We start from the raw sequence: 20,763 nt of genomic DNA on the forward strand, positions 1-20,763 counted from the left end.
CCGTTCAGCCCCCGGGGGCGCCGATCCGGCCCACCCGCCGGTCGCCCCGGCTCTCCGCATTGCCGGCCGGCAGTTCGCCGTGGTCGGCCAGGTAAACCGCCAGCAGTTCCTCGAAGCGGCTCCAGTACTGCATCGTGACCTCGTAACGGAAGCACGTCGCGTCTTCGTGCTTCGCCGCGACCTCGGCGATCTCGCTGCGCAGACCGAAGCGGGACCGGCCGCCGGCAAACCCCAGTTCCAGGGTCGAGCCGTCCTCGTCGCCGATCTCGAACACGCCCAACTGTCCCGGCAACGCGGCGACCGCCGCATCGTCCAGGTCCAGCCAGGGCTTGGTGAGCCGCACTCCGCTCATCCTGCTGCCCCGATCATCGGCGGATCGTATCTCGCGCTGTGTCACAATCCGCGCCGCCCTGTCTGATCAGCATCTTCCTCCCGACATCGCCGCTCCCGACACCACGCCTCCCGGCGCCGATGCGGATGCGGCCCTCCTGGATGGGATCCGCGTCGTCGAATTGGCCACGATCGTGATGGCGCCTTCCGCCTGTGCGATCCTCTCCGACTTCGGCGCCGAGGTCATCAAGATCGAGGCGCCGGGAAGAGGCGATATCTACCGCTACTTCCAGGATCTTCCGGGGATGCCGGATTCGGAGATCCCCTACTGCTTCCTGCTCGACGGCCGCAACAAGAAGAGCGTCGTAATCGATCTCAAGCAGGAAAGCGGTCAGGCCATCGGGCACCGGCTGGTCGAAACCGCCGACGTCTTCCTGACCAACTGCCACAACTCGGTGCTCGAGGCTCTCGGCATGACCTGGAACCGTCTTCGGCAGGTCAACCCGCGGCTCATCTTCGCGCACGGCACCGGCTACGGCCACACTGGCCCGGAAGCCGAGAAGCCGGGCTACGACCAGGTCTGTTACTGGACACGCTCGGGGCTCGTCGCGACATTCACACCGGTCGACGGCTACCTCGGACCGCTCGGCTGCGGCACCGGCGACCACCCGACCGGCGTCACGCTGTTCTCAGCGGTGCTGGCAGGCCTGCTGAAGCGCGAGCGCACCGGCGTCGGCACGTACGTCACGACATCGCTCCTCGCGGCCGGGGCCTGGGCCAACGCGTGCGCCATTCAGGCCAAGCTGGTCGGTGCGGAGTTCCATCAAAAACGGCCGCGCGAGCACACCATGAACTTCGGCCAGCTCTACTACCGCACCCGCGACGACCGCCTGATCAAGTTGAGCATCGTCGAACAGGACCGGGAGTGGGTGCGCTTCTGCCATGCCCTCGACCGCCCCGATCTGATCGACGACGAGCGCTTCTGCACGACACCGGAGCGGATCGAGAACATGCCCGAGTTCGTGGCCCTGCTCGACATCGATTTCGCCCAGCGGGACTTCGCCGAGTGGAGCGAACGCTTCACGCGCTACGAGATCGCCTACAGCCTCGTCTCGAATCTGGACGACATCGTCGCCGACGAGCAGTTGGAAGCGATCGGCGTGTTCCGCGACCTGGACCATCCCCGGTATGGCCGCCTGCGAACCGTCGACAGTCCCGTGTTCATCGAGGGCGAGAACAAGGTGGAGCCACAGCCGGCTCCCGAACTCGGCGAACACACCGGTGACCTGCTACGGGAGCTTGGTCTCGACGCCACCGAGATCGCGAGCCTCGCCGACGAGGGAGTGATCTCCGGACGGCTCTGAATCGGCCGCCAATCCCGCATACAATCGCCCGCTCAGCATTACCCACACACCACCGAGCAGCCCAGGAGACGATCCATGGACTTTCAGGACTCACCTCAGGAGGCCGCCTTCCGCGCCGAAGCGCGCGCCTGGCTCGAAGCGAACGCCGAACTTCTGCCCCCCGGCGGCACCTCGCGGTTCGACGGCCTGCCCGAGCAGGAGGGCCTGGCCGCGGCCAAGGAGTGGCAACAGAAGAAGTACGACGACGACTGGGCCTGCATCACCTGGCCCAGGGAGCACGGAGGCCGCGGCGCCACGTTCATGGAGGGGGTGATCTGGGCGCAGGAAGAGGCGAAGTTCGACGTCCCCGACGGCTACCTGGGCATCGGCCACGGCACCTGCGCGCCGGCGATCATGGCCCATGGCACCGACGAGCAGAAGAGCCGCTACCTGCCCAAACTGGCCAGCGGCGAGGAGGTCTGGTGCCAGCTCTTCTCCGAACCGGGAGCAGGTTCCGATCTGGCGGGGCTACGGACGCGCGCCGAGCGCGACGGCGACGAGTGGGTGGTCAACGGCCAGAAGGTCTGGAACTCTGGCGCCCACTACGCCGACTGGGGCATTCTGGTTACGCGGCACGATCCCAGCGTGCCCAAGCACAAGGGACTGACCTTCTTCGTGGTCGACATGAAATCGCCGGGCATCGACCCACGTCCGATCCGGCAGATCCCGGGCACGTCGGAGTTCAACGAGGTCTTCCTGCAGAACGTCCGGATCCCCGATCACAACCGCCTCGGCGAGGTTGGCGCCGGCTGGCAGGTGGCGATCACCACGCTGATGAACGAGCGCCACGGCCGCTACAACATGACGCCCGACTGGAGCGATGCTCTTCGCCTCGCCTCGGAACTCGAGATCGATGGCGAACCCGCGGCGAACCAGAGTTCGGTGCGCGAGCAGATCGCCGACTGGTACGTCCAGTGCCGCGGCGTCGAGCTGACCTTCATGCGCACCCTGACCGCCATCTCCCAGGGCAAGCAACCCGGGCCCGAGAACTCGATCTGCAAGGTGATCACCGCCAGCGCCCGGCAGGACATCGCCTCGTTCGCCGCCGACCTGCTCGATTCCGCGGGCGCCGTCAGCGGACGCGAGGACGCCCCCTCGGCCGGCATGTTCCACTACGCCTACCTTGCGGCTCCCGGCATGCGGATCGCGGCCGGCACCGACGAGATCCTCCGCAACATCATCGCCGAGCGCGTCCTCACCCTGCCCGGCGAGATCCGTGTCGACCGCGACCGGCCGTTCAACGACATCCCGACCGGCGCGAACTGACCCGGTCACGACCGCCGTTCGCGGTCCTGCTTCGTACCTAGCCGCTGTCCTGGCGGTCGTAGATCCGCTTGTAGGAAGCGGTGCCCCCGTCGCCGCCGAACTGGAGCTGGGTCAGGACGACCAACTGGTCCTTCTTGTTGACGCTGTACTCCTGGATCTGGAGGGCCTCCCCGCGTCCACGGTTCCTGGTCACCAGCTTCTTCTTCTTCCAGAAGGCCTGAATCTCACGCCCCTGACCAACCTCGTACCACTCACGATCCGTCCGCAGGACGAGGGCCAGCCCCCGCGAGTCCGTGATCCGAAGTCCGCCCTCCAGCATGTCGATGGCCAGAACCTCCGCGCCGGCGCTCATGCCACGGGCCATCTGAGGCCCGCCGCCACCGGGGCCACCTCCGGCTCCTCCGGCACCAGCAGCGCCGCCGCCACCACCGGCGGCACCGCCGGCACCGCCACGGCCACCGCCGGCACCGCCACGGCCACCACCGGCTCCGCCACGACCGACAGTAGCTTCGCCGCCAGAACCACCCCGGCCACCGCCGCCAAGGCTGGTCCCGCCGCCGCGGCCGCGGAAGCCGCCATCGACGGCCGCACCCCGCGACCTCGCGAACCGCTGCATCATCTGCTGCGGATTGTCACTCGCCTCCTCGTTGAGGACCCACTCCCCACTCAAGTCCGCCCCCGGCTGCACCGCCTCCACCGGCTCTCCGACCCCAAGGGACACCACAGCGGCGAGGGCGACAACAGCCCCCCACCACCCGATAGCCCCTAGAGACGAACGAAACGATCGCAACTTGTTCATCGTTGTGTCTCCCTACGTCTTCAGTTCCCTCACAAGCCTACAGCCTACCCAAGACCATTTAGGAGCGCCGCCAACGCCCTGCCGACGCCGTCCAGTCCGCATCCAGACAGAGGTCGCTGCGAGGCTCTGGGCGTCAGCTCTCCTCAGCACCGACTTCCAGCCCTCCGGCCCCAGGACGGGCGGGTGCGTCCGCAAAGACCCTCCCCTCCGGCCGCAGGAGCGGACGGGTGAGCCCGAAGAATCCAGCTAGCTGGCGACCTCGCTTTCGCTGCCCGGAAACAGCAGCCGGGCCATCTGGGTCTGGGAGCGGTGCACGAACAGAATGACCTGGTCGTCGGCCCGCAGCATGTTGCTGCGCTCGGGCATGAACACGCGGTCACCTCGCACGACCGCTCCGACGATCAGGCCCCGTGGAGCCTGAAGGTCGGCGAGCGTGGCGCCGGCCGCCGGGCTGGCCTCGTGGATCACGCGCTGCACGACCTGCAGGGCGCCGTCCGCCAGGTTGACCAGGTTCGCCTTGTAGCCGTTGGCGACGAAGTTGCGGACATGGTCGATCGCCAGGGAGTGAGGCGACACGAGCTCGACTTCGCCGACCCGCTGCCACAGCCGGCTGGTCGTGTGGTGGATCAGGGCCACGACCTGCCCCACGCCCAGCTCCTGGGCGATCAACCCCGCGACCACGTTGCTGTCGTCGTGGCTTGTGGCCGCGATGAGCACATCGGCCCGGCCCAGCCCCTCGCTCTCCATCGTCGCGGCGTCGATCGGATCCGCGTGGAGCACCTCGACATCGGGAAACGACTGCGCCAGGTACTCCGCCCGCCGGCGGTCGCGCTCGATCCAGCGCAGCCGCTTCACCTGGTTGCGCAGCGCCCTGACGACCGCCACGGCGGCCGGACTGCCGCCGGCGATGGCGACGGTACGGGGCTCCTGCAGTTGGGAGGCGAACAGCTCCTCCACCTCGTGGGTCGTCTGGGTACGGCACAGGACCATCGCCAGTCCACCCGGGGCGGCACGCAGGTTCGGACCCGGGATCGAGAGTTCGTGCTCCGCGTCGAAGTAGCCGACGATCCGGGCGCCCTCCGGCAGCGGTACCTTGCTCATCGGCACGCGGGCGACCGTGCTGTCCTCCTGGACCTGGATCGTGCGCAGTTCGAAGCGTCCCTTGGCCAGGTAGTCGACTTCGTGGGTGTGATGGCCAAGCACCACATTCAGGATGGCGTTCGTCGCCAGACTCTGCGGGGAGAGCAGGAGGTCGGCGCCGAACAGGCGTTCGTATGAGCGCCGGTAGGTCGTCAGATCCTCGGACGTGTCGATCCTCACGACGCAACGCTTCGCGCCCAGGTTGCGGGCGATCACCGACGCGACCAGGTTCGCTTCCTCGGACGAGGAAGCCGCGATGAAGAGGTCCGCCTCGCCTACCCGAGCCCGCTCCAGGACGGCCTGGTGGGCGCCGTTGCCGACAACGAAGGCGGCGTCGAGTTCCTCCTCGATCCGGTGTCCCTTGTTCGGGTCGGTGTCGATGAGCGTCAGGCTCCGACCGTCCCGGCCGAAGGCCTCGGCGATGTGGAAACCCATGTCGCCGATCCCCATGACGCAGTAGTGGCCTTCCGCGCTCACCACGTCGAGCATAAGACACCATTACGTTCGCGAGTCTTCGAGCGCACGGATGGCGGAGCACGGATCTTCCGCGAAAAGCGGTCTGCTACGGTTCCCGCTTCCGCCCGCACGGACACCCGCCCCGCCAAGATCGAGTGACGGTATGAGCGCATTGAAGACGCAGTTGAACGACGCCAACGTGGAGGAGTTCCTGGCGGCCGTCGAGAACGATCGCCGGCGCGAGGACAGCTTCACTGTCCTTGAGCTGATGAAGCGGGTCACCGGCGAGAAGCCCCGGATGTGGGGCACGTCGATCGTCGGTTTCGGCAGCTACCACTACCGGTACGCGAGCGGCAGGGAAGGCGACTGGCCACGCATCGGCTTCTCGCCCCGAAAACAGAGCCTGACGATCTACGTCATGCCCGGGTTCTCGAACTACGACGACCTGCTGTCACGACTCGGCAAGCACAGGACCGGCAAGTCCTGCCTCTACGTCAACAAGCTCGCCGACGTCGACATGGACGTGCTGGAGCAACTGATGCGCAGTTCCCTCGACGCGATGCGCGAGATGTATCCGGACTGAGAGAGGAGAACATGAGCTACGAACGGATCCTGTTCGAACAGGACGGCAGTCTCGCCACGATCACGCTGAACCACCCGGAAGTGCTGAACGCCACCGACGCCCGGATGGTCGGCGAACTCAGCGACGCCGTCCTGCGCATCCGCGATCCGGAGAGCGGCGTGCGCGCCCTGCTGCTCACCGGCGCGGGCCGCGCTTTCTGTTCAGGCGCCAACCTCTCGGGCCGCGGCGGGCCGGCCGAAGGTGCCGTCAACCCCACTGCCCGCGAGAACCTGCGCAACAACTACCACCCGCTTCTGCTTTCTCTCCGCGACCTGAACATGCCGATCGTCACTGCGGTGCATGGCGCGGCCGCCGGCGTCGGCATGAGCTTCGCGCTGATCGGCGACCTGGTCTGCGCCTCGAAGCAGGCCTTCTTCCTGCAGGCGTTCGCCCGGATCGGACTGGTCCCGGACGGCGGCGCCACGTTCATGCTGCCGCGCTTGATCGGCTGGGGGCGCGCGGTCGAACTGTCCATGCTCGCCGAGCGTCTGCCGGCCGACAAGGCGTTCGAGTGGGGTCTCGTCAACCGGCTGTACGACGACCAGGAGTCGCTGATGGAGGGGGCCACGGAACTCGCCCAACGACTGGCGAACGGACCGCGCTCACTGGCGATGATCCGCAAGGCGTACTGGGCGACCTGGCAGAACGTCTACGAGCAGCAACTCGACCTGGAGGCGCGCCTCCAGGCTGAAGCGGGCGCGACGGAAGATTCTCGCGAAGGAGTTCTCGCGTTCCTCGAGAAGCGACCCGCGCAGTTCAAGGGCCGATGACCGCAACGCACGCACGCACGGCCCTCGTCGCAATCCTCGTGAGCGGAGCGGCCGTGGCGGCCCAGGAGACGATCGAGTGGCGCCACTACGCCGCTGACCGCGCCAGCACGAAGTACTCGCCGGCGGACCGGATCGACGCCTCGAACGTCTCGGAGCTCGACGTCGCCTGGCGCTGGGTCACTCCTGACGGCCGCGTCGAAACGAGGACCCTGACCGGTGACCTCAAGGGCACGCCGCTGATGGTGAACGACACGCTCTACGCCGTGTCGGCCATGAACCTCGTGAGCGCGGTCGACCCGACGACCGGCGAAGAACTCTGGACCTACGATCCGAAGGCCTATGAGCGCGGGATTCCGACTCACGGCGGCTTCACCCAGCGCGGCATCGAGTACTGGGAGCACCGGGGCATGCAGCGAATCGTGCTGGTCACCGGCACCCATCAACTCGTGTCCCTGGACGCGAAGACGGGCAAGCCCGACCTGGAGTTCGGCGAAGCCGGAATGGTCGACATGCGCGGCGACATCGGGCGACCGGACCAGATGCGCGAGACCGGCGCGAACTCGCCCGGCATCGTCTGCGGCGACACGGTCCTCATGGGCATGACGATCATGGACTTCTCCCTGACCCAGGAGATGCCGGCCGGCCACATCCGCGGCTACGACATCCGCACCGGCCGGAAGAAGTGGGTCTTCCACACCGTGCCCCAGGGCGAGGAGCCCGGCGCCGAGACCTGGCACGACGAATCCTGGCGCTACTCGGGCAACACCAACGTCTGGTCGTGGATGAGTTGCGACGACGAGACCGGATGGGTCTACTTCGGCACCGGCACGCCGACCAGCGACTACTACGGCGGCCACCGCCACGGCGACAACCTCTACGCCGAGAGCCTGGTCGCCATCGACACCGCGACCGGCGAGAAGAAGTGGCACTTCCAGGCAGTCCGGCACGGTCTCTGGGACTACGACTTCCCGTGCGCTCCGATCCTGCTCGACATCGAGGTCGACGGCAAGCGGATCGAAGCGGTAGCCCAGGTCAGCAAGCAGGCCTTCACGTACGTCTTCGACCGCAAGACCGGCGAACCGGTGTGGCCGATCGAGGAGCGCAAGGTCCCCGAGAGCCTCGTTCCCGGGGAATGGACCGCGGGTACGCAGCCCTTCCCAACCAGGCCGCCGCCGTTCGACCGCCAGGGCCTGCGCGAAAGCGACCTGATCGACTTCACACTGGAGCTGAACGCCAAGGCGCTCGAGATCTACCGGAAGACCCTCCTGGGAGGCCCAATGTTCACGCCGCCGACCCTGGCCGGCGAGAACCGGAGGGTGATGGCGCAACTCCCCGGCCAGGCCGGTGGCGCGAACTGGGGCGGTGCCGCCGTCGATCCGGACAGCGGCGTCCTGTTCGTGCCGTCGCAGACGCGCCTGGGCACGATGGCCCTCATTCCTCCGTCCGAGCGGCAGCCTTCCGACCGCGACTACCTGCCGGCGTTCACGTTCCCCGCCGGCCCGGAAGGTCTGCCCCTCGTCAAACCGCCCTGGAGCCGGCTCACCGCGATCGACCTGAACCGTGGCGAGATCGTCTGGCAGACGCCACTGGGCGACGGCCCCCGCGACCATCCGGCTCTTGCCGATCTCGACCTGGGACGGCTCGGCGCCTGGCCGCTCGCCGGTCTCACGCCAGGCTGGCCGATGGTGACCGCCACTCTTGTGTTCGTCGTCACCAGCGAACAGGTTCCCGGCACGTATCAGGAGGGGCCCGGCGGTTTCGCGTCCCGCGGCCCGTCGACCGGTTTCCTCTATGCGTTCGACAAGGCGACCGGCGAAGAGGTCTGGCGAACCGAGTTGCCCGACACGCCGGGGGGCAGCCCGATGACCTATGTCGTCTCCGGCCGTCAGTTCATCGTCGTCCCCGTCGGCAACCGCGGCCAGGAGCACTCGCTGGTCGCGTACGCGCTGCCGACCGGATAGGAGTCAACGCCTCTTCGAGAGCCGGGCGTCCGGCGGGTCGCTGATCCACTCCGCCCCCTGTTCCCAGCAATCGTCGAAGACCGTGTCGCGAATCGGCCGCCGGCGGAGCGGGCCGTGACGCCCCAGCGGCCGACCGATCGTGATCGTCAGCGACAGCTCCACCCCGTCCGGAATCCCGAGGATCTCACGCAGTTCGTCCGCCACCGCGTGGTGCCAGCCGCTGTAGCAGACGCCGTAGCCCAGCGCCCGCGCCATGAGGAACAGGTTCTGGCACGCCGGGAAGACGGACGCGCCCTCCGAGTGCGTCAGCGCCCGGTAGCGGACGTAGCAGGCGATGACGACGGCCGGGATCTGCTCGAAGTGATCGACGTAGTGCTGAATCGCCCGGTTGACCCTCGACTTCGGCGAGTTCGGATCGGCGGCCGAACCGCGATTCCAGCCCTCCTGCTCCGTCTTGCGGGCCCAGCCGCGGCGGAAGGACTCGCCCAGCAACCGGCGAGCCCGCCGCGCCCGGGGTCCGTCCCGGAGGACGATGAAGCGGAAGGGCTGGCGGTTCGTACCGGACGGCGCCCGGCTCGCGGCATAGAGAATCCGCGCCAGATCCTCGTCCGGGATCGGCTCGGGACTGTAGCGCCGCACGGAGCGCGCGGTGGAGAGCAGTTCGAAGAAGTCGTCGGCGTGCATGGGCCGTACGATCCCCCACGCGCGAAGTCCGCGTCAAGCGATAGGATCGCCACACTGCTCCAGTCTCCCAAGTGAAACGCCGGCCCAAGGGTACGGCGGCCGACCCCGAGGTACCAGACGATGCAGAGAACCGTCCTTCGACTCCTTCCCCTGGCGATGCTCTTCGTCGCCTCGGCAGCGACCGCTCAGAGTGAACTGGACCTGCGGGTTCAGGACATGCAGGGGCAGGAACTCGGCCCCGTGAACATCACGATCACGTCGCCCGACGGCGAGGTCATCAAGGAAACCACCCGGAAGAACGGTCGCATCAAGGTCCGCCTCAAACCGGCTGACGAACCCTACAAGCTCCTGCTTCAGAAGGAAGGCCATCCCGACCGGGAGGTCGAGTTCACGATGACCAAGGGCCGTGACACGTCGTTCGCGCCGCAGCTCTGGGACGAGGAAACGATGAAGAAGCAGAAGGCGGTCGACGCCTTCAATGAGGGGATTCGGACAATTCAGAGCGGCGATGCCACGGCCTCCCTGCCTCACTTCGAGGAGGCGGTGGAGTTCGATCCGACGATTGCCGCCGCCTATCGCCTGATCGCCGCGATCCGGTACGACCTCGGACAGAACGAAGAAGCCTTCGAACCGCTGAACAAGTACCTCGAGTTGGAGCCGCTGCCTCTCGAGTTCGCGCCAATGGCGTTCAGCGTGTTCCTTGCCGTCGGCGACGCTCGGGCGGAGGAGTACAAGACGGCCTCGGTCGATGCGGGAATGGGAGCGCAGATTGCTCCGGACGTGTTTTCCCAGGGTGTTGCGGCAGTCCGGGCAGGCGACGATGAAGGCGCCGTCACCCTCTTCACCGAGGCGGCCTCACTCGATCCCAACCTCTTCCAGGCATACCGGAACATCGGCACGATCCACTTCAACAACCAGAACTGGGAACCGGCGCTGGAAGCGTTGGGCCGCACGCTGGAACTGGATCCGGGGAACAACGAGGCGCTGCGGATGACGTTCTTCAGCTACGCGCTGCAGGGCAACCTGGAAGATTCGATCGAGGCCGGTAAGGCCTGGATCGAGGCGAACCCGACCGCGGGCCGTCAGGTGCAGCACCAGGCCGAGCAGCTCTTCAACGACGAGGTCTACGGTAATGCGAAGCTCTACGACCAGTCCCTGATCGCGTGGGACGACAACCACCCGCGCGCCCACTTCCGGCTCGGTGTGATCTACCGTCGCAGCGCCGATTCCGGCCCGGCCAGGGAACACCTGACGAAGTACCTGGCATCGGCGCCGGAAGACGAGGACGTCAAGGACCTGGCGAGAGCGCACTACGAACTCGGGATCCTCGCGGTGAACGCGAGCGACGCGGCCACGGCCCGCGAGCACCTGAGCAAGTCGCTCGAGCTCGATCCGGAGGGCGAGTACGCGGACGTGGCCCGCGCTGCCCTCGAGCAGTTGTAGACGGTCTTACGCCCGCGAACCGCCCGAGAACACCCGGAACAGCTTCTTCAGCGGGTCGTAGAACTCCGACACGACCCGCTCCTTGAGCGGAATGATCGCATTGTCGGTGATCGTGATGTGCTCGGGGCAGACCTTCGTGCAGCACTTCGTGATGTTGCAGTAGCCGATCCCCTCGTCCTGCTTCAGTGACGCGAGTCGGTCCCGCGTGTCGAGGGGATGCATCTCGAGCGCCGCGTTGTAGACGAAGAAACGGGGGCCGACGAACTCGTCGTGGAGGTGGTGGTCCCGCAGCACGTGGCAGACGTCCTGGCACAGGAAGCACTCGATGCACTTGCGGAACTCCTGGACCCGCTCCACGTCCTCCTGGTCGATCCGCCAGGTACCGTCCTCGGCATCGGGCGGCCTGGGCTCGAAGGGCTCGATCTTCTTCTTGACCTCGTAGTTCCAGGACACGTCGCAGACGAGATCCCGGATCACCGGGAACGCGCGCATCGGTTCGACCGTCACCGGCCGGTCCGTCGGCAGGTCGCTCATCCGCGTCATGCACATGAGACGGGGGTTGCCATTGACCTCCGCCGAGCAGGACCCGCACTTGCCTGCCTTGCAGTTCCAGCGCACGGCGAGGTCGTTCGCGGATTCGGCCTGGATCTGGTGAACCGCGTCCAGGACGACCATGCCCTCGGTGACTTCCGTCGTGTAGTCGCGGTAGCCGCCCTCGCCTTCGGCGCCGTCCTGGCGCCAGATCCTGAACTGCGTCGCGGCCATCTCAGCCCATCTCCTCGACCAGCCTGGTCAGTTCGTCGCTCATCGGCTCCACCGGTACCTCCTCCACGACCATCTCCCCGTCGGCGCCCTTGGCGACCCGGACGATCACCTTGCCGAAGTGTTCGTCCTTCTGCGGATAGTCGTCCCGGAACTGCGCGCCGCGGCTTTCGCGCCGCATCAGACCGGCACGGGCGACCGCTTCGGATACGACCAGCAGAGGGTGCAGGTCGAGCGCCGTGTGCCAGCCCGGGTTGTACTCGCGGTTGCCGGGTGCGGACACAGCCCTGGCCCGTTCGGAGAGCCGGCCAATCTCTTCGATCGCCTCCTCGAGTTCCGACTCGATTCGGACGATGCCGACCTTCTCCTGCATCAGGTCCTGGAGTTCGTGCTGGATCTGGTACGGCCCTTCGCCGCCTTCCCGTTCGAGCGGCTCAAGAGCTTCCATCATCCCCGTATCGACCGCTCCCTCGTCGAGCCGGACGTCGCCCTGTTCGCTGGCGAATGCCGCCGCGTACTCACCCGCCCGCTTGCCGAAGACGAGCAGGTCGGAGAGTGAGTTGCCGCCCAACCGGTTGGCGCCGTGGAGCCCCGCGGCGCATTCGCCCGCGGCGTAGAGGCCGGGGACGGACGACATCTGGCTCTCGGCATCGACCCGAACACCGCCCATCACGTAGTGCGTCGTCGGCCCAACTTCCATCCTCTCCTTCGTGATGTCGAGACCCGCCAGTTCCTTGAACTGGTGGTACATCGACGGCAGCTTCTTCCTGATGTGCTCCTCGGAGTTGCTGATCTTCTCCTTGATCCAGGCGATGTCCAGGTACACGCCGCCGTGCGGCGACCCCTTGCCGGCCTTGATCTGGTTCACGATGCAGCGGGCGACGTGGTCCCGCGTCAGCAGCTCCGGCGGACGGCGTGCGTCGCGGTCGCCGACGACGTAGCGCCAGCCCTCCTCGGCGCTGTCCGCGGTCTGATCCTTGTAGAGAGCCGGGATCTCGTCGAACAGGAACCGTTCACCGTCCGAGTTCAGGAGGATCCCGCCCTCGCCGCGCACGCCCTCGGTGACCAGGATGCCGCGCACGCTCGGAGGCCAGACCATGCCCGTCGGGTGGAACTGGACGAACTCCATGTCGATCAGATCGGCGCCGGCGTCGTAGGCCAGCGTGTGGCCGTCGCCGGTGTACTCCCAACTGTTGCTCGTGATCTTGAAGGCACGGCCGATGCCGCCGGTGGCCAGCACGACCGACTTCGCCCGGTACACCCGGAACCGGCCGCGCTCCCGGTCGTAGGCGAGGGCCCCGGACACCCGGCCGTCGTCCAGCAGCAGCCGGAAGACCGTGTACTCCATGTGGAAGTCGATGCCGCGGTGGATGCCGTGATCCTGCAGGGTCCGGATCATCTCGAGCCCCGTCCTGTCGCCGACGTGAGCCAGGCGCGGATAGCGGTGACCGCCGAAGTTCCGCTGCAGGATGCGCCCGTCCTTCGTCCGGTCGAACAGGGCACCCCAGGCCTCGAGTTCCAGCGCCCGCGCCGGCGCTTCCTTCGCGTGGATCTCCGCCATCTTCGGGTTGCTCAGGTACTGGCCGCCGCGAAGGGTGTCCGTGACGTGGACCTTCCAATCGTCGCGTTCGTCCACGTTGCCGATCGCGGCCGCCATGCCGCCTTCGGCCATCACCGTGTGGGCCTTGCCGAGCAGGGACTTGCAGATCACGCCGCAGGACGCGCCCTTGGCCGACGCTTCGATCGCGGCGCGCAGCCCGGCGCCGCCCGCGCCGACCACCAGCACGTCGTAATCGTAGGGTGTCTGCTCCATCAGACGAGCCTGAAGTCCGTCCAGACGCCCATCGAACAGAGCCGGACATAGATGTCGGAGAAGGTGACCCAGATCAGGCTGAACCAGGCCCAGGCCATGTGCCGGCGGTTCAGGCAGGAGACGCAGCGGTAGCAGGCGCTCTGGAACGGCTTCCCCGCCATCACGTTGCGGAAGCCGCCGATCACGTGGCGCGTCGAGTGGCAGCCCAGGGCGTAGCCGCTCAGCAGCAGCCAGTTGATCAGGAGGACGAAGCTGCCGACGCCGATGCCGAAGGCATGGCCGCCGGACGCGGTCTCGAACACGAACCCCCGGTACACGTCGATCGGGAAGAACACGAAGATCCAGGCCATCATCGCGAACAGGAAGTAGCGGTGGATGTTCTGGACGATCAGCGGGAAGGAGTTCTCCCCCCGGTAGGCGTTCCGCGGCTCGCCGACCGCGCAGGCCGGCGGATCGGCCCAGAATGCCTTGTAGTACGCGCCCCGGTAGTAGTAGCAGGTGGCGCGGAATCCCAGCGGCAGGATCAGAATGAACAGCGCCGGCGACTGGGGAACGAAACTCGGCCACCAGTTCGGGAAGCCCTCGAACCAGGCATGGTGCGAGAGGCCGAAGACCTCGGGCGAGTACAGCGGCGACAGGTAGCCGCCCAAGTGGTAGTGATCGGCCTGAAGCGCCGCCCAGGTCGCGTAGACGCTTGCGAGACCGAGACCCACGACAACGGCGCCTGGCTGCAGCCACCAGGCGTCCTGACGCTGCGTCTCACCGAACGATCGCCGCTTCAGCACGGCGGAGAAAGCCATCTCGGATTCTGTCCTCTCTGGGTCGCTGGATGGAAGTGCGTGGGCGAGGGGCGCGGTCGGCCCGGCGGTGATCATAGCCACAAGTCGCGTCCTGATCGACCCTGGGATCCACGCGTGGGCGGGGCCTGCCGCCTGTGATCGAATTGCGGTTCAAATGACCCGCATCCTCGCCCTGTCCGCCGTTCTCGCGGCCACCGGCGCGCTGCCGGCGCAGGAGCTCGAGCAGCCCGATGGCGCCCGGGTCGTGCGCGCCTACTTCGACGATCGGCTGGTCGCCGCCAGAGCGGTCATGTCGCTCGATGCTCTCGAGTCGGAGTACGAGAAGGGCTACATCGTCCTGCGAGCCACCGACGAGGACATCGAAACCGCCCGCCAAGCCGGAATGCGGATCGTCGAAGACGACGAGTACGTTTCCGTCGCGCTCCCCTCCGAGCCGCCAGCGGACGTCGTAGAAGGAACGATCGCGGGGTTCCCGTGCTATCGCACCGTGGAGCAAACCTACGAGAGTGCGCGGGCGATCACCCGTGCACACCCGAAACTCGCCTCCTGGAGATGGGCCGGAAGATCGTGGAAGAAAACGCGGAGGCACCCCGATGGCCACACCTTGTATGTGCTGCGCCTGACGAACTCGGAAACCCCGGGTCCGAAGCCGGCCCTCTTCATCACCGCAGCGCTCCACGCCCGGGAGTACACGACCGCCGAACTCGCCCTGCGCTTCGCCGAGCACCTTGTGGACTCCTACGAGACGGACGCCGACGTGCGCTGGCTACTGGACTACCAGGAAGTCCACATCATGATGCAGGCGAATCCGGACGGGAGGAAACGCGCCGAGGAGGGTCTGCTCTGGCGCAAGAACCACAACACGCGCCACTGTCCCCATTCATGGGCAGGAGTCGACCTGAACCGCAACTTCGACTTCAAGTGGGGGGAGTCGGGCTCCAGCACCAACGAGTGCAGCACCGTGTACCGGGGCCTGTCGGCAGCCTCCGAGCCGGAGACGCAGGCGATCCAGACCTACATGGCGAGGCTGTTCCCCGACGCTCGCGGACCCGGCGACTACGCTGCGACGTCAAGCCGCACATCGGGCGTCGTCCTCGACATTCACAGCCATGGGCGTCTCATCCTCTGGCCCTGGGGTCACGTACACGACCCGGCGCCCAACGGCACGGCGCTCCAGACCCTCGGCCGGAAGCTCGCGTACTTCAACGGCTATACGCCGCTTCAAGCCGTCGGGTTCTACCCGACGAGCGGCACGACCGATGACTACGGGTACGGCGTGCTCGGCCGTGCCTCCTTTACTTACGAACTGGGCACGACGTTCTTCCAGGGCTGCAGCCGATTCGAGAACTCGATTCTGGACGACAACCTGGAGTCCCTTATCTACGCCTTCAAGGTGGCACGGACGCCGTACCGAACCCCCGCCGGTCCAGATGTTCGCAACCTGAGTCTGAGCGGTGGCGCGTCGACGACCGGCGTCGCGGCCGGAACGGCCGTCACGCTGTCAGCGACCTTCGACGACACCCGCTACGAGAACAGCAACGGCTTCGAACCGACGCAGAACATCGCGGCCGGCGAGTACTACGTCGACGCGCCGCCCTGGGCGCGGGGTAGCACTGCGAGGGCCATGTACGCGGCCGATCGCGACTTCGACAGCCGCACGGAGAACGCGGGTGCCACCATCGACACGACCGGTCTGAGCGCCGGTCAACATAGTGTCTTCGTGCGGGCAAGAGACAGCGACAGCAACTGGGGCGCCGTCAGCGCGATCTTCCTGCAGGTTGCCGCCGCCCAGCCGCCGCCGACGGAAGACGAAGGGTCATGTGAGCCGGACCGGGAAACGCTCTGCCTTCAGGATTCACGTTACGCCGTGACCGTGGAGTGGAGAAAGCCGGACGGCGAAACCGGCGTGGCCGGTGTGGTGGCCGCCGCAAGAACGAACGACTCGGGGCTGCTCACCTTCTTCAGCCGGAACAACTGGGAGATCCTGGTCAAGGTGCTGGACGGCTGTGCCCTGAACGGTCACGTCTGGGTGTACGCCGCCTCGACGACGGACCTCGGCTACACGATCCGCGTCACGGACACGTTGACGGAGACGGTGAAGGAGTACGAGAACGAACCGGGCGTGCCAGCGCCGACGATCACCGACGCGACCGCTTTCCCGGACGGCTGCCGCCCACCATAGACGCGGTCCGCTCGCGCCGCCCGACAGCCGAACCGGCTCAGAGCGCCGGCGAGGAGCGGAGGTCGTCGATCTCGGACACGCTCGACGTTGCAACGCCTCCAGCCCGCTCCGCATCGAGCAGGGAGGCGCCGCGTTCAATCCAGGTCCGTCCTCGCACCCGGACGGCGAGCAGGCCCGCCAGCAACGCTACGTGGACGATGAAACAGCTCCAGGCACCGACCAGGCCCCAGTTCCGCGTGGCGAAGAAGACGAGCGGCACAAAGACGAGCCAGGCAACGCCGATGTTCACGACCATCGGGTAGGTCGTGTCGCCGGCGCCTCGAAGCGCGCCGGAGTAGATGTTGAACGGCAGTTCGAAGATCAGGCACAGCGTGGCGATCAGAAACAGCGGCCTGGCGTATGGCAGAAGCGCTGCGAGATCTCCCGCCTCCCGCGCGAACAACTGCATGAGCCACCCGGGGAACCCGACGTAGACGATGGCCATGATTGCCATCGCCCCGTAGCCCAACCACATCACGCGACGGACGACGACGCGCACGTCGTCGAGCTGTCTGGCGCCCAGGCACTGCCCGACCAGCGTCGTGCAACCGACGGCCAGCGCGACGGCGAGCATGAAGGAAACGGACCACGCGTGGATCACGGCGTTCGTCGCCGCCATCTCCGCGTCGCCCAGGTTCGCGACGAGGGCCGTGAAGACGCTGATTCCGCCCATCTCCATGAACACCTGGACGCCGATCGGCAGGCTGACGCGGAGCATCTGGCCGAGCAGGGCCGCCTCTGGCGGCCTGGGACGGGTCGCACCGTAGTCGCGCCCCATCTTCGTCGCGAGCACCCCGGCCAGCAGGCCGAGCGCGACTAGAAACTGGGCGATTACCGTACCGACCGCGGTGCCTGCGGCACCAAGCTCCGGGAATCCCCACACGCCGAAGATGAGCAGGTAGTTCAGCCCGCAGTTCAGGGCTAGCTGAATCAGCCCCGCGAACATGGGAACCTCGGTGCGACCGAGTCCACGATAGTAGTTCTCCGCGACGAGGAAGATCATCAGACCCACCGCGGCGCCCAGGCGCACCTCGGTGTAGTCCGTTGCGATCGCCTGGACTTCCGCCGACGCCCCCATCACGCGAAACGCCCAGCCGGACAGCGGCGCCGCGAGCAGAACGACGACGCCCGCGCCGGCGGCCAGGTAGAGACCCTGCCAGAAGGCGACGCCGACCCGGTCCTTCCTGCCGGCGCCGAAGAACTGGGCGACGAACGTGTTCACGCCCTGCAGCAGGCCAACGAAGAAGCCGAGCAACCACCAGGAGATGATGGCGCCCAGGCCGACCCCGGCCAGGGCGACGACGCCCAGCCGACCGACCATCATCGCATCGATCAAGCCCATGGCCGTGTGGGTCATCTGCGTGATGACCACCGGTCCCGCCAGCGCCAAGATGCGCCGATAGGAGATGTCGATGTTCATGGCTCGTGTCTGTGTGAAATGGGTCAGGATTCAAGAAGGAGGGTTTCGAACTGCGCCGCCATGCGCGGTCCCGCCCCCTCGTCTTCGTGCTTGAAGAAGACGTAAGTCTCGCGCCAGGGTTGCCGCCGGATCCTGTCGGCCCAGGCGCGAAGCGCCGCTTCGTCGTAGTCCTCGCGGCGAAGCCGAAGATAGCCGAAGTCCGCGGTCGCCACCAGCGGCGCGTCATGGTCGCCTCCGGCGTCGGCGATGCAGAGCGAAGCGCCGGCGTCGGCAAGCAGTGCGAACACCTCGTCGTCGAACCAACTGGCATGGCGGAACTCGAACGCGGCGCGCATTCCGTCTGGTAACAGGCCGAGAAAACTCGCCAGCCGATCGATATCGCGACGGAGGTACGGCGGCAACTGGAACAGGAAGGGGCCGAGGCGTTCGCTGAGCACCTCCGCGGTGCGAAACAGGTAGTCGACCGAGTCCCCGGCATCCTTGAGTCGTTGCTGGTGCGTGATCCGCCGGGATGCCTTCAGCGCGAAGCGGAAGCCTTCGGGCACCGCGTCGCGCCAACGCTCCAGCAGATCCGTCTTCGGCATGCGGTAGAAGGTGTTGTTGATCTCCACCGAGCCGAGCCTGGAGGCATAGAACGAGAGCATGTCCGGCCGCTTCGTGCCGGCCGGATAGAACGGTCCCGCCCACGCCGGGTAGGAGAACCCACTGGTACCGGTGCGTACCCGCACTGCCTGAACGCGGTATCGACCCGGTAAACCGGGGAATCAGGCGCCGTCGTCGAGGAACGGACGGAGCTTCTGCGCCCAGTCGGGGTGCCGGAGCTTCCTTAGCGCCTTCGATTCGATTTGCCGGATGCGTTCCCGGGTCACATTGAACGACTTGCCGACCTCCTCGAGGGTGTGCTCCGATCCCTCGCCGACGCCGAAGCGCATCCGCAGCACGAGTTCCTCGCGGGGCGACAGCGACCGCAGCACGTTGCCGGTCTGCTCGCGAAGGTTGGCCGAAATGACCTCGTCCACCGGCGACGGCGAGTTCTTGTCCTCGATGAAGTCCCCCAGGTGGGAGTCCTCTTCCTCGCCGACCGGGGTCTCCAGCGACACCGGCGCCTGAGCGATCTTCATGATCTTGCGCACCTTGGAGGCGGGCAGGTCCATGTGCTCGCCGATCTCCTCGGCGGTGGGTTCGCGGCCCAGTTCCTGCACCAGTGAACGCGACGTACGCGTCAGCTTGTTGATGTTCTCGATCATGTGAACCGGGATCCGGATCGTCCGTGACTGATCGGCGATCGCGCGCGCAACAGCCTGACGGATCCACCAGGTCGCGTAGGTCGAGAACTTGTAACCGCGGCGGTACTCGAACTTCTCCACCGCCTTCATCAGACCGATGTTGCCCTCTTGGATCAGGTCCAGGAACTGAAGGCCGCGGTTCGTGTACTTCTTGGCGATCGACACGACCAGGCGCAGGTTCGACATGATGAGCTGCTCCTTGGCGCGCTCACTCAACGCCTCGCCGCGCTTGACCTTCGCCACCAGCGCCCGCAACTCACCCTGGGTGATCGAGTACCGCGCCTCGAGCGCCCGCACCGCCTCGCGGTACTTCTGGATACGCCGGCGGTGCAACGCCTTGAGTTCCTCGTTGCTCTCGCGCTCGAGCGCCACCTGGGCGCGGCTGATGTCGCGCTCACTGCGCCGGAAGCGGTTGTCGATCAGCTTGACCAGGTCGACCACCCGGTTGCGGTCCGGGCCGGTGAAGGCCAGCTCGACGATCAGCGAAGAGACCTTCTCCTCGAGCCGGTCGATCTCCCGCTCGATCTCCTGGTAGCGGTCGCCACGGGGGCTGTACCGCTTCTGGCGGCGCCGCGTGCGCTCCAGCTGCCCTTCCAGCTCCTTCATCTTCTCGAACACGCCCACCCGCTTGGCGATCCGCTTCAGACCGTTCTCGTCGAGCAGCGACAGCGGGTGGTCGATCTCGACCAACTGGGACAGCGGCTTTGCGTTCTTGCGGTCCGCGAGTTCGGTCAGCGCCAAGAGACGCGTCATCAGATCCGGGTTGCCGGCCATGGCCTGGAAGATCAGCCACTCGCCGTCCTCCAGCGCCCGCGCGATCTCGACTTCGCCGTCCCGGTCCAGCAGCGGCACGGTGCTCATCTCGCGCAGATACATCCGCACCGGATCGCTGGTGTTCACCGGCTCGCTCACGGTCGGCGTCGCCGGATCATCGTCCGCCTTGTCGATCTCGAGCGTTACCGCTTCGTCGAGATTCGCCACATACCAGTCCGGGCGGCGGATGACGCCCACCCGAAGCTCCCGGAGGCGGTCGTGGAGTTCACGGATCTCCCCCTCGACCCCGACCATGTCGGCGGGCATCATGTCCTGAATCTCGTCACCCAAGAGGTACGTCTTCGCCTTCCCCAGTTCCAGCAACTGACGGATCGAGGCGTACCTCGCCTCAAGCGGTTTGCCTGTGTCCTTTACGGGGGCAACTGCCATGCTTCGTTCTCCGGAAAGTGTGTTTTCTCGCCCGAGCTTGCGCGTGTCTTTCTGGCGGGCCTCAACCTACAGACCACCCCATCCGCTGGAGGAGCGTCTCAGCGGCTTGCGGACCGTAGGACAACCGACGACGCGCAAGTGTACCAGTATGAAGACGATCAGCCACCCTGTGGTGTTTCGTTCCGCTCTCGCTCAGGGGCTGCGTTTCCGGTCGTCTCAACATCGGAGGGGCCCGTACTTCTTCCCCTTTTCCGGAGTGCCTGCCGAATCATGTACTCGATCTGCCCGTTGACGCTCCGGAGTTCCGACGCCGCGAGGCTCCGGATCTCCTCGTAGACCCGGACGTCCAGGCGCAGCAGGAATGCCTTGCGGGGAGCGGCCACC

Annotated in this window: 19 protein-coding genes; 7 read left to right on the plus strand and 12 right to left on the minus strand. The window is 66.7% G+C overall.

Annotation, left to right across the window (positions count from 1 at the left end; translation table 11 throughout):
* Positions 1–4 precede the first annotated feature (4 nt).
* On the minus strand, positions 5–343 hold the full coding sequence (locus OXG83_05925) for a hypothetical protein (GenBank protein MCY3964552.1): 339 nt from the start codon (positions 341–343) through the stop codon (positions 5–7).
* On the opposite strand from OXG83_05925, the gene OXG83_05930 reads away from it, so the two are divergent.
* Both OXG83_05930 and OXG83_05935 read left to right on the plus strand, forming a co-directional pair.
* Entirely contained in the window at positions 333–1,694 is a 1,362-nt protein-coding gene (locus OXG83_05930) for a CaiB/BaiF CoA-transferase family protein (protein ID MCY3964553.1), read from the plus strand. The two genes, OXG83_05925 and OXG83_05930, sit on opposite strands and share 11 nt — an antisense overlap.
* Positions 1,695–1,769: 75 nt before the next feature.
* Complete coding sequence (locus tag OXG83_05935) at positions 1,770–2,999, plus strand: acyl-CoA dehydrogenase family protein (protein MCY3964554.1); 1,230 nt, start codon at positions 1,770–1,772, stop codon at positions 2,997–2,999.
* A gap of 37 nt (positions 3,000–3,036) precedes the next feature.
* Here OXG83_05935 and OXG83_05940 read toward each other — a convergent pair whose 3' ends face one another.
* The 3 genes from OXG83_05940 to trkA form a co-directional block, all read right to left on the minus strand.
* Entirely contained in the window at positions 3,037–3,351 is a 315-nt protein-coding gene (locus OXG83_05940; GenBank protein ID MCY3964555.1) for a hypothetical protein, read from the minus strand.
* Positions 3,348–3,590: a hypothetical protein gene (locus OXG83_05945; protein ID MCY3964556.1), complete on the minus strand. Its 243-nt coding sequence runs from the start codon at positions 3,588–3,590 to the stop codon at positions 3,348–3,350. Before OXG83_05945 ends, OXG83_05940 begins: the two co-directional genes overlap by 4 nt.
* A gap of 454 nt (positions 3,591–4,044) precedes the next feature.
* Entirely contained in the window at positions 4,045–5,427 is a 1,383-nt protein-coding gene (gene trkA, locus OXG83_05950; GenBank protein ID MCY3964557.1) for a Trk system potassium transporter TrkA, read from the minus strand.
* Positions 5,428–5,557: 130 nt separating this feature from the next.
* Here trkA and OXG83_05955 point away from each other — a divergent pair, with 130 nt between their 5' ends.
* Genes OXG83_05955 through OXG83_05965 form a run of 3 tightly spaced genes read left to right on the plus strand, consistent with a single transcriptional unit; the run spans position 5,558 to position 8,747 of the window.
* A complete protein-coding gene (locus tag OXG83_05955) occupies positions 5,558–5,977 on the plus strand; it encodes a DUF1801 domain-containing protein (GenBank protein ID MCY3964558.1) in 420 nt (139 codons plus the stop codon).
* A gap of 11 nt (positions 5,978–5,988) precedes the next feature.
* On the plus strand, positions 5,989–6,786 hold the full coding sequence (locus tag OXG83_05960; protein ID MCY3964559.1) for an enoyl-CoA hydratase/isomerase: 798 nt from the start codon (positions 5,989–5,991) through the stop codon (positions 6,784–6,786).
* Positions 6,783–8,747 carry a PQQ-binding-like beta-propeller repeat protein gene (locus OXG83_05965; protein ID MCY3964560.1) on the plus strand — a complete coding sequence of 655 codons (1,965 nt, stop codon included), beginning with the start codon at positions 6,783–6,785 and terminating at the stop codon, positions 8,745–8,747. The genes OXG83_05960 and OXG83_05965 overlap by 4 nt, the downstream gene beginning before the upstream one ends.
* 3 nt (positions 8,748–8,750) lie before the next feature.
* On the opposite strand, the gene OXG83_05970 is transcribed toward OXG83_05965, so the two are convergent.
* Positions 8,751–9,431, minus strand: a complete 681-nt coding sequence (locus OXG83_05970) for a nitroreductase family protein (GenBank protein MCY3964561.1) — start codon at positions 9,429–9,431, stop codon at positions 8,751–8,753.
* A gap of 120 nt (positions 9,432–9,551) precedes the next feature.
* Between OXG83_05970 and OXG83_05975 the strand changes: the two genes are divergently transcribed.
* On the plus strand, positions 9,552–10,874 hold the full coding sequence (locus OXG83_05975) for a tetratricopeptide repeat protein (protein ID MCY3964562.1): 1,323 nt from the start codon (positions 9,552–9,554) through the stop codon (positions 10,872–10,874).
* Positions 10,875–10,880: 6 nt separating this feature from the next.
* Here the strand turns inward: OXG83_05975 and OXG83_05980 are convergent, their stop codons facing one another.
* The 3 genes from OXG83_05980 to OXG83_05990 are packed head-to-tail and all read right to left on the minus strand — an operon-like array spanning position 10,881 to position 14,249.
* Positions 10,881–11,639, minus strand: a complete 759-nt coding sequence (locus OXG83_05980) for a succinate dehydrogenase/fumarate reductase iron-sulfur subunit (protein MCY3964563.1) — start codon at positions 11,637–11,639, stop codon at positions 10,881–10,883.
* 1 nt (position 11,640) lies between these two features.
* Entirely contained in the window at positions 11,641–13,449 is a 1,809-nt protein-coding gene (locus OXG83_05985; GenBank protein ID MCY3964564.1) for a fumarate reductase/succinate dehydrogenase flavoprotein subunit, read from the minus strand.
* Positions 13,449–14,249 carry a succinate dehydrogenase gene (locus tag OXG83_05990; protein MCY3964565.1) on the minus strand — a complete coding sequence of 267 codons (801 nt, stop codon included), beginning with the start codon at positions 14,247–14,249 and terminating at the stop codon, positions 13,449–13,451. Before OXG83_05990 ends, OXG83_05985 begins: the two co-directional genes overlap by 1 nt.
* 154 nt (positions 14,250–14,403) lie before the next feature.
* On the opposite strand from OXG83_05990, the gene OXG83_05995 reads away from it, so the two are divergent.
* On the plus strand, positions 14,404–16,431 hold the full coding sequence (locus OXG83_05995; GenBank protein ID MCY3964566.1) for a M14 family zinc carboxypeptidase: 2,028 nt from the start codon (positions 14,404–14,406) through the stop codon (positions 16,429–16,431).
* Positions 16,432–16,468: 37 nt separating this feature from the next.
* Here the strand turns inward: OXG83_05995 and OXG83_06000 are convergent, their stop codons facing one another.
* The 4 genes from OXG83_06000 to OXG83_06015 all read right to left on the minus strand — a co-directional run bounded on the left by OXG83_06000 (position 16,469) and on the right by OXG83_06015 (position 20,762).
* A complete protein-coding gene (locus tag OXG83_06000) occupies positions 16,469–17,890 on the minus strand; it encodes an MATE family efflux transporter (GenBank protein MCY3964567.1) in 1,422 nt (473 codons plus the stop codon).
* Positions 17,891–17,913: 23 nt separating this feature from the next.
* Positions 17,914–18,618, minus strand: coding sequence for a DUF72 domain-containing protein (locus OXG83_06005; protein ID MCY3964568.1), 705 nt, complete (start codon positions 18,616–18,618; stop codon positions 17,914–17,916).
* 36 nt (positions 18,619–18,654) lie between these two features.
* The gene (gene rpoD, locus OXG83_06010) at positions 18,655–20,379 is read right to left on the minus strand and encodes an RNA polymerase sigma factor RpoD (protein MCY3964569.1); all 1,725 of its coding nucleotides are present in this window, start codon (positions 20,377–20,379) and stop codon (positions 18,655–18,657) included.
* A 158-nt stretch (positions 20,380–20,537) separates the two neighbouring features.
* Positions 20,538–20,762 carry an Arc family DNA-binding protein gene (locus OXG83_06015; GenBank protein MCY3964570.1) on the minus strand — a complete coding sequence of 75 codons (225 nt, stop codon included), beginning with the start codon at positions 20,760–20,762 and terminating at the stop codon, positions 20,538–20,540.
* Position 20,763 lies beyond the last annotated feature (1 nt).

The sequence above is a fragment of the Acidobacteriota bacterium genome (assembly GCA_026707545.1).
In the GTDB taxonomy this organism is placed as follows: Bacteria; Acidobacteriota; Thermoanaerobaculia; order Multivoradales; family Multivoraceae; genus Multivorans.

Excerpts from the sequence above, each read along its gene's own strand:
- OXG83_05935 (MCY3964554.1), top strand. The coding sequence starts at position 1,770 with ATGGACTTTCAGGACTCACCTCAGGAGGCCGCCTTCCGCGCCGAAGCG.
- OXG83_05940 (MCY3964555.1), bottom strand. The coding sequence starts at position 3,351 with ATGAGCGCCGGCGCGGAGGTTCTGGCCATCGACATGCTGGAGGGCGGA.
- trkA (MCY3964557.1), bottom strand. The coding sequence starts at position 5,427 with ATGCTCGACGTGGTGAGCGCGGAAGGCCACTACTGCGTCATGGGGATC.
- OXG83_05955 (MCY3964558.1), top strand. The coding sequence starts at position 5,558 with ATGAGCGCATTGAAGACGCAGTTGAACGACGCCAACGTGGAGGAGTTC.
- OXG83_05960 (MCY3964559.1), top strand. The coding sequence starts at position 5,989 with ATGAGCTACGAACGGATCCTGTTCGAACAGGACGGCAGTCTCGCCACG.
- OXG83_05965 (MCY3964560.1), top strand. The coding sequence starts at position 6,783 with ATGACCGCAACGCACGCACGCACGGCCCTCGTCGCAATCCTCGTGAGC.
- OXG83_05970 (MCY3964561.1), bottom strand. The coding sequence starts at position 9,431 with ATGCACGCCGACGACTTCTTCGAACTGCTCTCCACCGCGCGCTCCGTG.
- OXG83_05975 (MCY3964562.1), top strand. The coding sequence starts at position 9,552 with ATGCAGAGAACCGTCCTTCGACTCCTTCCCCTGGCGATGCTCTTCGTC.
- OXG83_05980 (MCY3964563.1), bottom strand. The coding sequence starts at position 11,639 with ATGGCCGCGACGCAGTTCAGGATCTGGCGCCAGGACGGCGCCGAAGGC.
- OXG83_05985 (MCY3964564.1), bottom strand. The coding sequence starts at position 13,449 with ATGGAGCAGACACCCTACGATTACGACGTGCTGGTGGTCGGCGCGGGC.
- OXG83_05990 (MCY3964565.1), bottom strand. The coding sequence starts at position 14,249 with ATGGCTTTCTCCGCCGTGCTGAAGCGGCGATCGTTCGGTGAGACGCAG.
- OXG83_05995 (MCY3964566.1), top strand. The coding sequence starts at position 14,404 with ATGACCCGCATCCTCGCCCTGTCCGCCGTTCTCGCGGCCACCGGCGCG.
- OXG83_06000 (MCY3964567.1), bottom strand. The coding sequence starts at position 17,890 with ATGAACATCGACATCTCCTATCGGCGCATCTTGGCGCTGGCGGGACCG.
- rpoD (MCY3964569.1), bottom strand. The coding sequence starts at position 20,379 with ATGGCAGTTGCCCCCGTAAAGGACACAGGCAAACCGCTTGAGGCGAGG.